Source organism: Parabacteroides sp. AF17-28 (assembly GCF_003479205.1).
Classification (GTDB): domain Bacteria; phylum Bacteroidota; class Bacteroidia; order Bacteroidales; family Tannerellaceae; genus Parabacteroides; species Parabacteroides acidifaciens.
Genome location: NZ_QUGV01000039.1, coordinates 20,008 through 31,228 on the forward strand (window position 1 = coordinate 20,008; position 11,221 = coordinate 31,228).

Annotated in this window: 8 protein-coding genes and 1 riboswitch; of the genes, 5 read left to right on the forward strand and 3 right to left on the reverse strand. The window is 48.2% G+C overall.

Translation table 11 applies throughout. The features are described 5' to 3' along the window. Positions 1-45: 45 nt before the first annotated feature. Positions 46-993, reverse strand: coding sequence for an alpha/beta hydrolase (locus tag DWW90_RS19275; RefSeq protein WP_122346138.1), 948 nt, complete (start codon positions 991-993; stop codon positions 46-48). Positions 994-2,560: 1,567 nt separating this feature from the next. Then, positions 2,561-2,766, forward strand: a riboswitch (cobalamin riboswitch). Positions 2,767-2,824: 58 nt separating this feature from the next. On the opposite strand from DWW90_RS19275, the gene DWW90_RS19285 reads away from it, so the two are divergent. The 5 genes from DWW90_RS19285 to DWW90_RS19305 all read left to right on the forward strand — a co-directional run bounded on the left by DWW90_RS19285 (position 2,825) and on the right by DWW90_RS19305 (position 8,104). Further along, positions 2,825-3,043 (forward strand): cysteine-rich CWC family protein, encoded by a 219-nt coding sequence (locus DWW90_RS19285; protein ID WP_115500052.1) that lies wholly within the window; start codon positions 2,825-2,827, stop codon positions 3,041-3,043. A 1-nt stretch (position 3,044) separates the two neighbouring features. Continuing rightward, a complete protein-coding gene (gene accC, locus DWW90_RS19290; protein ID WP_122346140.1) occupies positions 3,045-4,562 on the forward strand; it encodes an acetyl-CoA carboxylase biotin carboxylase subunit in 1,518 nt (505 codons plus the stop codon). A 32-nt stretch (positions 4,563-4,594) separates the two neighbouring features. Beyond that, positions 4,595-5,143, forward strand: a complete 549-nt coding sequence (locus DWW90_RS19295; RefSeq protein ID WP_122346141.1) for a biotin/lipoyl-containing protein — start codon at positions 4,595-4,597, stop codon at positions 5,141-5,143. Then, positions 5,112-6,644 (forward strand): acyl-CoA carboxylase subunit beta, encoded by a 1,533-nt coding sequence (locus DWW90_RS19300; protein WP_122346142.1) that lies wholly within the window; start codon positions 5,112-5,114, stop codon positions 6,642-6,644. Before DWW90_RS19295 ends, DWW90_RS19300 begins: the two co-directional genes overlap by 32 nt. A gap of 110 nt (positions 6,645-6,754) precedes the next feature. Continuing rightward, positions 6,755-8,104, forward strand: coding sequence for a threonine/serine exporter ThrE family protein (locus DWW90_RS19305; RefSeq protein ID WP_122332754.1), 1,350 nt, complete (start codon positions 6,755-6,757; stop codon positions 8,102-8,104). 5 nt (positions 8,105-8,109) lie between these two features. Here the strand turns inward: DWW90_RS19305 and nrdG are convergent, their stop codons facing one another. Continuing rightward, positions 8,110-8,610 carry an anaerobic ribonucleoside-triphosphate reductase activating protein gene (gene nrdG, locus DWW90_RS19310; RefSeq protein WP_122346143.1) on the reverse strand — a complete coding sequence of 167 codons (501 nt, stop codon included), beginning with the start codon at positions 8,608-8,610 and terminating at the stop codon, positions 8,110-8,112. Positions 8,611-8,687: 77 nt separating this feature from the next. Beyond that, positions 8,688-10,895, reverse strand: coding sequence for an anaerobic ribonucleoside triphosphate reductase (locus DWW90_RS19315; protein ID WP_122346144.1), 2,208 nt, complete (start codon positions 10,893-10,895; stop codon positions 8,688-8,690). Between the last annotated feature and the right edge of the window lie 326 nt (positions 10,896-11,221).

Below are 11,221 nucleotides of genomic sequence, written 5' to 3' on the forward strand. Positions count from 1 at the left end.
GAATCTTTATCTTATAGTTGGTTCCACTAAGTTCCTTACCATCTCTTACCTTACTTCTATTTCTGGCATTTGCCTTTTCAAAAATTCAATTATTTTATCAATCACTTCCGGATTTTGCTTTATCAGCTCACTACTATGCCCATTTTCCACAAGATATAATTCCGCTTTGATTTGCTTCTCGGTCAAGAGTGTGTAAAAGTCATTTACCTGTTGCAAATCGACCAAACGGTCATTTTTAGCATGAATAATCAAAGTCGGCGGAAAATTAGGTTTTACATTGCTGGCCAATGTATATCTTTCTAACTTTTCTGGTTCCTTTGCAGGATCAAAACCAAAAATCTCATACAATGCTAACCGGTTTTTCCCAAGAAATCTCCATAACTCCATCCTACTATCATAATTTCCGTACGAAACCACAGAATCCTTGACAATGTCATACGGTCCGGGGCGGTTTAACACATCTAAATCCCCCATCTGAATATTTGCCGTGGAAAATCCGGTCGGCGTTGAAATAGCGACAATAGCATCCGGCATCAGATCTCCGCCAAAACCGGAAGAGAGAGCCAGATATCCCCCCGAAGATCCTCCTGCAACTGCAACCTTACCGGTATCAATATTATATTTTTGTTGCCCGTTTAGCTTAATCCACTTAATAACATCACTCACATCCTTAAGCATTTCATCAAGTTTTGTTTCCGGAGCTAATCTATAATCAGCCGCCACAACTGCATAACCATTGGCAAGAAGCTTTTCCTTAAGAGGAATATCCAATCCCTGGTCTCTGTTTCCAAACATAAACCCGCCACCGTGAAAATACACCAAAACAGGATGTTTTTCCTGCGAAACAGGCAAGAATATATTTGCCTTTATAGCATGTCCTTTAACCGTTTTATATACAAACTCCTGTTTTTCATATTGAACATTCCGGGAAAATGCATTTGTATAATAAATTAGTAATAATCCGGTTAGCAGAAATAAATGTCTTAATTTCATATCGTCAATAATTTAATTTGAAGTACGATCTTCTTTGCATACATTACAAATATAGCAAATATTTGAGAAACAGGCGTTACAAATCTTTAAGCTGCCCGGTGCAACAGACTTTATTTTTCCAAAAATCCATATTATCCAAAAAGCATTGTCATTTTTGTAGTAATTATGGCTGATTTTAAGCCTCTCGAAAATCGGGGAAATTGACAATAACCCCTTTTTGGGCCGTTTTTCTATTTCGTCCGAAAAGTTGATCGATTTTGGATTGACTCTTTTCACGGTTTTAGCCTTCCCGGCTGACAACAAACGGAATGAGGTGCCGAGACCATTCCGAAAAGCGTACAATTTGATTACCAAAAACCGGAAACACCGGCAAAGTGATAAACCTTAACTCCCGGAGAATCGAATATTTGAAAATAAAACGGACGGCGTTCCAAATATCCCAAGGAAATTCAGGGGCTTTTTTGCCATGAAAACGGTCCTCTTTTCAATTATGACCGTCCAAATCGCCATTACGACCGTCCCAATCTTCGCGAGGTGCCGAGTGCACTACACATTAGCACGGTCGTAATGGCAAAGAGGACGGTCATAATTGCTGGAAACGCTCAAAAAAGGCGAAAAAGTCCCTTTTTGAGGTCAAAAAAGCGGATTAACATTTGTTTGGTTTCGGATGTCTTTCGAGGCTATAAAACACGTTTTTTACAATAAGCCCCCCTGCCGCAGGCTCTCTTTTGCCATTGATTTCAATCAACGAGTTGATAAATTCCCGGCTTTGCCGGATTCCTCTATGGGTTTGAACCCCCTTTCAAAAATCTACAAGTAATCCTATTAAAGGACCTCAAGTCCACAGAGGAAGAGGCTTTGCCTCTAAGCTCTAAAACCGTTCGTTGAAACGAAACGGCAAAAGAGAGCCTGCGGCAGGGGGCTTATTGTATAAAACGTGTTTTTCAGGGTAAAAAGACATCCGAAACCGAACAATTGTGAATCCACTTTTCAGCTGTCAAAAAGGGGCTTTTTCCTATGATCCGGCACCTTATCGCCATAAAGAGGGACTTTATCGCTCTGACCCGGAACATTGTTGCTCTGAAGTCGGACTTCATATAGTACGAAGTCAACCCTCAGAGCGATGAAGCGTTACTTCACGGCAGTTTTCTGCGCACCTTACGGCAACAAGCCCCTAAAATTTTCTTGGGATATTTGGAACGCCGTCCGCCTTCGTCCGCAAATATTCGATTCTCCGGGAGTTAAGGTTTATCACTTTGTCGGCGTTTTCATCTTTCGATAATCAAATTGTACGCTTTTCGGAATGAGCTCGGCACCTCATTTTCTCTGTTGTCAGCCGAGCCGGTTAAAACCGCAAAAAGAGTCAATCCAAAATCGATCAAGATTTCGGACGAAATAGAAAAATGGCTGAAATAGGAGTTATTGTAATTTCTCAATTTACAGAAGGTCCAAAACTAAGAAAAACTGAACCTGTAAATGATGATTTGGCGTATTCTTGTGAATGGCCTGCTACCGGACTCTTCTCAAATACTTTCTTTCGGAATAGGTGGAATTAAGAAAAAAACTCTACATTTGTCACCGAATCGGTTTCGTTTTTCCCATTCGGGAAGACGGATTAAAAGGGAATCGGGTGTAAATCCCGAACAGTCCCGCTGCTGTGAAGCTCCGTTTCAACATCCTGAAACTACTATTGCCACTGGTTTGTTATAACAAGTCGGGAAGGCTTCGGGATGGGAGTCAGTCAGAAGACCTGCCATTCATTAAAGGTTCATATCCTCGTGGGTTAGGCTATGGATACGAAAAGATTATTGATTCTAAATGTTAGGAGATTATGGAGAAGATATGCCCCAGGTGCGGTGTCTCTTTTGAATGTCAGCCGGATAACATCACGGGTTGCCAGTGTGGAACCGTGAAACTCGACCGTTTCCAGCGTGACTATGTAAAGATGTACTACTATCCGGAATGTTTATGTAAATCTTGTTTGGAAGAGGTTAAACTTTACTTCTATGCTTCGGAAGTGAATCCCTGTTATAAACATATAAAACGATGATATGATAAAAAAAGTACTGATTGCAAACCGGGGCGAAATAGCTGTGAGAGTTATGCGCTCCTGTCGCGAAATGGGAATCCGGTCGGTGGCTGTTTTTTCGGAAGCAGACCGGACGGCTCGCCATGTCCTTTATGCCGACGAAGCCTGCCTGATCGGTCCGGCCGCTTCGAAAGACAGTTATCTGGATATCGGGAAAATCATCCGGGCTGCCCGGCAACACAACGTCGATGCAATACATCCCGGATACGGCTTTCTGTCTGAAAATGCAGAATTTGCCCGCCGGTGTAAAGAGGAAGGATTCATCTTTATCGGCCCGCTGGCCGAAACGATGGAAGCAATGGGCGATAAGATTGCCGCCCGCAAACGCATGATCGCCGCCGGTGTACCGGTTGTGCCCGGCACGCAGGAACCGCTGAAGGATGCAGCCGAAGCGCGCCGCCTCTGCAACGAGATCGGTTATCCGGTGATGCTGAAAGCCTCTATGGGAGGCGGCGGAAAGGGAATGCGCCTGATATATAAGGAGGAAGATGTGGAAGAGGCGTATAATGCCGCCCGCTCAGAGTCGCTCTCTTCTTTTGGCGACGATACGGTCTATCTGGAGAAGTTCGTGGAAGGGCCGCACCATATCGAATTTCAGATACTGGGCGATAATCATGGGAACGTGATTCATCTCTGCGAACGCGAATGCTCCGTGCAACGCCGTAACCAGAAGATCGTGGAGGAAAGCCCTTCGCCTTTTATCACGCCGGAACTGCGCCGCGAGATGGGCGAAAAGGCCGTAGCGGCCGCCAGGGCTGTCAACTACTCCAGTGCCGGGACAATCGAATTCCTGGTCGATAAACACCGTCATTTTTATTTTCTTGAAATGAATACCCGCCTGCAGGTGGGACATCCGATCACCGAAGAGGTGCTGGGACTCGACTTGGTGAAGGAGCAGATCCGTGTCGCCAACAACGAGCCTTTGCATATCCGGCAGGAAGATATCGTGCAGCGCGGCCACGCGATCGAATGCCGTATCTGTGCCGAAGATACGGCCAACAACTTCATGCCTTCGCCCGGCGTGATCCGCCAGCTGACCGAACCGAACGGGATCGGGGTGCGGATCGACAGTTATGTGTATGAAGGTTATGAAATTCCGGTCTATTATGATCCGATGATCGGAAAGCTGATTGTTTGGGCTACGACGCGGGAGTATGCGATCGAACGGATGCGTCGTGTGTTGCACGAATACAAGATTACCGGCCTGAAGACAAACATCAGTTATCTCCGCCGGATTATGGATGTTCCGGATTTTGTGCATGGCACATACGATACTTCTTTCATTGCGAAACATACCGACGAGTTACAACATGCGATTAATCCGGAAGACGAACACCGGTCGGAGAACATCGCCATGATTGCCGCTTATATGGATTACCTGATGAATCTGGAGGAAAACGCTTCGGCCACCTCGGCGGATAACCGACCGATCAGCCGTTGGCGCGAGTTCGGGTTGCAGAAAGGAGTGCTTAGGATTTAGTTGAAAGTTGAAAGTTGAAAATTGAAAGTTAGATGGAAATACATATAGGAAACTGGGTGGCGGATGTTTCGTTGCTTGGAAAAGAAGGAAATAAGGTGCGGCTCTGCATAGATGGTGAAGAACACGAAGTGGACATCGTGATGGCCGAGAATGGCGCTTGCTCGCTGTTGCACGACGGGCATTCCTATAACGCCGAACTGATCCGTTCGGAGGGCGGGAAGAACTACCAGGTGAACACGTTCTTTTCTTCTTACTCGGTCGATATCATCGATTCGCAGGCGAAGTATTTGCGTATGCGCAGGAACAGCGAGGAGAAACAGGGTGACAAGATCATTTCGCCTATGCCCGGGAAAGTCGTGAAAATACCGGTCGGCGAAGGTGACCGGCTGGTGGCCGGCGATATCGTGGCCGTGATCGAGGCGATGAAGATGCAGAGCAATTATAAAGTCAGCTCGGACTGCGTTGTCCGTGAAATCCTGGTGAAAGAGGGAGACACGGTGAACGGGAATCAGGTGTTGATGACATTGGACGTAATTAATCAGGAAGAAAATGCAGAAGGAACAAATATACAAGAAGTTTGAAGAACTGGACAAGGCTGCTGCCCTGGGTGGTGGTGAAGTTCGTATTGAAAAGCAACATGAAGCGGGGCACATGACGGCTCGCGAACGTATCGATATGCTACTGGATAAAGGCACATTCGTGGAGTTGGACAAGTTCGTGACGCATCGCTGTACGAACTTCGGTATGGAGAAAAACCGGATTCCGGGTGATGGCGTCGTGTCCGGATATGGGAAAATAGACGGCCGCCAGGTCTTTGTCTATGCGTATGATTTTACGGCTTATGGGGGAACGCTCAGTTCGACCAATGCGGCTAAGATCGTGAAGGTACAAAGCCTGGCTCTAAAAAGCGGGGCGCCGGTGATTGCGCTGAACGATTCGGGCGGAGCGCGCATCCAGGAAGGGGTCGGCAGCCTGGCGGGCTATGCTTCGATATTCTACCAGAATACGATGGCTTCAGGGGTGGTGCCGCAGCTGTCGGCGATTCTCGGTCCGTGTGCCGGTGGTGCTTGCTATTCGCCGGCGTTGACCGATTTCATCTTTATGGTGAAGGAGAAGAGCCATATGTTCATTACCGGTCCGGATGTCGTGAAAGCTGTTACTCACGAGACTGTCGGGAAGGAAGAACTGGGCGGCGCTTATGTACACAGCAGCAGGAGCGGCGTGACGCATTTCATGTGCGACACGGAAGAAGAAACCCTGATGAGCATCCGCGAGCTATTGAGCTTCCTGCCGTCGAACAATATGGAGGATGCGGCTGTCGTACCCTGTTCAGACGATGTACGCCGCGAGGAGGAAGCTCTGCAAGAGGTGATTCCGGATGATCCGAACGTGCCTTATGACATTAAAGATATTATCGAACCGGTGGTCGACAATCATTATTTCTTTGAAGTGATGCCCCACTTTGCCCGGAATGTGGTGGTCGGCTTTGCCCGTCTGGGAGGCCGTTCGGTCGGTATCGTGGCGAACCAGCCGGCTTTTCTGGCCGGTGTGCTGGATATCGACGCGTCGGACAAGGCGGCACGTTTTATCCGTTTCTGCGACTGTTTCAATATCCCGCTGGTGACGTTTGAGGATGTGCCCGGATTCCTGCCCGGCTGCCAGCAGGAGCACGACGGTATTATCCGCCACGGGGCGAAGATCGTCTATGCATATGCCGAGGCGACAGTTCCCAAAATTACGCTGATTACCCGGAAAGCCTATGGCGGCGCTTATATCGTGATGGCGAGCAAACCGACCGGAGCCGATATCAACCTGGCTTACCCGATGGCGGAAATTGCCGTAATGGGAGCGGAAGGCGCTGTCAATATCCTGTACCGCAAGGCGGACGGCGAAGAGAAGGCGCGTGCCATGGAGGCATACAACGAACAGTTCTCGAATCCTTACCGCGCGGCGGAACTGGGATTCATCGACGAGATCATCATGCCCCGGCAGACGCGCTACAAACTGATACAGGCGCTTGAAATGGCAAAAAACAAAAGCCAGAGCAATCCGCCTAAGAAACACGGCAATATGCCGTTGTAAATCAATGATATCGATTTAAACATTATAAATAACTAACACAGCGGGCTTGCTTGTGAAAGTTGGCCTGCTTACTTTTGTACCCGCATTTAAACTGAGAAAAGACAAAAAGAATGGAAAAAGAGACTATGACAGACAGGGAAGTGTTGTTGCTGCGCAGAAAACTGGATTTATTGCTTCGTACCGGGAAATTATTGATGGAGAGTGCTGCCGACACGAACCGTATCGAGCGAAACATGAAACGGGTGGCTGCTTTTATGGGGATTCCGGAAGAGAAACTTCATCTGGATATCCGGTGGACGATGATTATGGTGAATGTGAGTGATGAGAAACATTCGTTTTCCAAATTCCAGAAATGCGAGAAACATGGTATCAATATGACAACCATTACGGAGATCAGCCATTTGTCGTGGAATGCGATCGAGCAGGATTATTCGCTGGACAGATATGAAGAGGAACTGGAAAAGATTGCAGCCAAACCGCGTAATTATGTGCCTTACCTTATTGCCATAGGTGCCGGATTTGCTTGTGGCGGCTTCTGTAAGCTGTTCGGTTGCGACTGGATTGCGTTTTTGTTTGCTTCGATTTGTGCTTTCATCGGGTTCCGGGTCCGGGCGCGTTGCATCGAATTTGGAATTAATGTATATATGAGCATCGCACTTGCGGCGTTTGTTTCGACCTGCTTAGCCTACGCTTCTTCCTTTTCGGGTTTGTCGGCGACGCCTTACCATCCGCTGCTGGCCTGTGCCCTGTTTATCGTGCCGGGTGTGCCGTTGATTAATTTCGTGGATGATATGATCGACAATCATTTGCTTGTCGGCATCACGCGGGCGGCTAATACGATGATGATGGTCGGGGCGATGACTTTCGGTATTGCTTTCGCCATGCGGGTGTTGGTGATGAATGATGTGGCGATCGACCATAAGTTCAGTGAATTGAGCATGGTACCCCATGATCCGTATTATGTCTATGCCATTGCCGCCGCGATTGCAGCAATGGGATTCTCCATGATTTTCAATATCCAGCGTCGCCTGCTGTGGGTCGTAGCTTTAGGGGGTATTTTGGCAGTGTGTACCCGTAACTTTGTGAACTTCGAATTGGGTTACGGCCCGGTGATCGGTTCGTTTATGGGCAGTTTTGTCGTGAGTCTGATAGCGGTAAAAGCGGTTCATTGGTTTGATGTGCCCAACCACGTCCTGACGATTCCTTCTGTGATTCCGATGATTCCGGGAGTTCTGATGTATCGCTCGATGTTAGGATTTATCAATCTGCACGGAGTGATCGGCGAAGTGACGAATGCTTTTGCCAACGGTATGAATTCAGCCCTGATTATCCTTTGCATTTCATTGGGAGTTGCAGTTCCGAACATCTTTGCCCGCCGTTACATAGCCAAAGACCGCCAGCGTTACCTCGAGGAAGAACTGGAGAAACGCCGGCAGCGCGGGAAGTTTATTGAATGGTAAGAAATTTACAATCCATAATTCAATTCCACGCAGACAGCTTTCTTCGCTTTCAGGGAAGCTTTTACGTCGATCAGGCGCTGGTTGCTGCTGCCCCGGAAGAGGAGGCTTTCGTCGCGAAGGGTTTGTTTGAATTTGCCGTCTACCAATACGTCGATATAGTTGAGCAGTTCTGCTTGTTTCGGATTATTCAGAAGACGTTCGAACGTATAGCCGGTGTAACACCAGATGTTTTTCCGGCTTTTTTCTTTGATAGCCCGCGCCAGCTCGGTAAAACCTTCGGGCTGGAACATCGGATCGCCCCCGCTGAAGGTGACGTTGGCAAAGTCGTCGGCCAGGACCTTTTCCAGGATATGCTCCGTCGGAACTTGTTTTCCTTTCTTTATATCCCACGATTCGGGATTATGACAACCCGGGCAGGCGTTCGGGCAGCCTGCCGCATAGATCGCGGTCCGGAAACCCGGACCGTCGACAGTTGTATCTTCTATAATGTCGATAATGGAAAGCATCTTTATAATTGAAAATTGAGAATTGAAAATTAGTTTGTTGCATTTCAATTCTCAATGGCTTGTTATTAATTGGGTTTTCAACTATGAACGACGCGGTCGTTCAACTCCGCCAGTTTGGCATTGTTCCAGCGGTCTGTCGTGCCGACCAGGTAACCGGTGATGCGCTGTAGCTTGTCGAGATGGGTGCTGCCGCATTTCGGACAGGTTTCGAGGTTGGTTTCCGCATTCTCATAACCACAGTCCAGGCAACGGTTACGGTTATGGTTGACCGAGCCGTAACCGATGTTGTAGCGGTCCATCATGTCGACCACCTGCATGATCACTTCCGGGTTGTGGGTTGCGTCTCCGTCCATCTCTACGTAGAAGATGTGTCCGCCACGCGTCAGGTCGTGATATGGCGCCTCCACTTCCGCTTTATGGCGGGCGCTGCATTTGTAGTAGACCGGGACATGGTTGGAGTTCGTATAGTAGTCACGGTCTGTAATACCGGGCAACGAGCCGAACTTTTTGCGGTCTCGACCGGTGAACTTGCCTGACAGGCCTTCTGCCGGAGTCGCCAGTACGCTGTAGTTATGCTGGTATTCTTCGGAGAACTGGTTTACGCGGTCACGCATATAAGTGACGATTCTCAAACCTAACTCCTGCGATGCTGCATCCTCCCCATGATGTTTACCGGTGAGGGCGACGAGGCATTCCGCCAGGCCGATGAAGCCGATACCCAATGTGCCCTGGTTGATAACCGGTGCGATCGTATCGTTCGGTTTCAGCTTTTCGCTGCCGAGCCAAAGAGAAGACATCAGTAGCGGGAATTGCTTTGCGTAGGCTGTTTTCTGGAACTCCATCCGTTCGTGCAGCTGACGGGCTGTCACTTCCAACATATGGTCGAACTTGGCAAAGAACAGGGCAATCCGTTCTTCCTGATTCTCGACCTGCATACATTCGATAGCCAGACGCACGATGTTGATTGTCGAGAAAGATATATTTCCGCGGCCGATGGATGTCTTCGGCCCGAAGCGGTTTTCGAATACACGCGTACGGCATCCCATTGTAGCCACTTCGTGGATATAGCGTTGCGGATCGTCCGCCCGCCATTCTTCACTCCGGTTGAAAGTAGCATCCAGGTTTAGGAAGTTCGGGAAGAAACGGCGTGCCGTCACCTTGCAGGCAAGTTGGTAGAGGTCGTAGTTGCGGTCTTCCGGCAAGTAGCTCACGCCGCGTTTCTTTTTCCATATCTGGATCGGGAAGATAGCCGTTTCACCGTTACCGACACCGCGGTATGTGCTTTTCAGTATCTCGCGGATGATGCAGCGACCTTCGGCCGAAGTGTCCGTCCCGTAGTTGATGGAGCTGAAAACCACCTGGTTGCCACCCCGTGAATGGATCGTGTTCATGTTGTGGATAAACGCTTCCATCGACTGGTGCACGCGGCTGACAGTCTTGTTCATGGCGTGCTGTATGATGCGGTCGTCTTCGCTCAGTCCATCCAGCGGGCGGGTGATATAATCGTCCAGCTCTTTTTCATATAGATGGGAATAATCCTGTCCGTTGAGGTCTTCCAGATTCTTCATTTCCTCAATAAAACTGTTGCGCACGTATGGGGCGAGATAGAAGTCGAATGCCGGAATCGCCTGGCCGCCGTGCATTTCATTCTGGGCTGTTTCAAGCGAGATACAGCCTAAGATGCTGGCCGTTTCGATTCGTTTTGCCGGGCGCGATTCGCCGTGTCCGGCGGAAAAACCGTATTTCAGGATGCGGTCCAGCGGATGCTGTACGCACGTAAGGCTCTTGGTCGGATAATAGTCTTTATCATGGATATGCAAATAGTTATTTTCCACAGCTTCCTTGACCTCTTCACTTAGCAGGTAGTCGTCTACGAACGGTTTGGTCGTCTCGCTGGAAAACTTCATCATCATACCGGCAGGCGTGTCGGCATTCATGTTGGCATTCTCGCGGGTAATATCGTTAGACTTGATGTTGATGATTTCCAGGAACATATCGCGCGTTTTTGCTTTACGGGCGATGCTTCGCTGGTTACGGTAGGCGATGTATCTTTGTGCAACATCCTTGCGGCTACTGTTCATCAGTTCCAGTTCGACAGCATCCTGGATGGCTTCGACTGTCATTTGCGTGTTACCTTTGAAAGAAATGTGGTCGGTGATCTGGCGTACTAACTCCCGGTCTTCTCCGATTTCTGTGTGAAGCATGGCTTTACGGATGGCTGTCGCGATCTTTTCTTCGTTAAACCCGACGATGCGTCCGTCCCGTTTGATAACTGTTTGAATCATGATAATTGCTATTGAGGATTATATGTTTTATTTGCTGCAAAAGTATACAGTATAAGTATGCGGTGAACTTTTTGGAAAACTTTTGTGTGGTTAAATAATGTCAATCTACTGATATACAGTAATAGTAATTCTTAAAATGGAAAACTTTTATGTTTTGAAGATTTATTTATTTGTCAAAATGGTTTATTTATTGTAGACTACTGTTCCCACGCTTGACGCGGGATCGCATTAAAACCGACCGTATAAACAACTGATAGATAAGGCCTGTTCTTCTGCGGCCCCGCGTCAAGCGCCATAGCCGTCAAGCTAATGTCTCTAAATAGCAA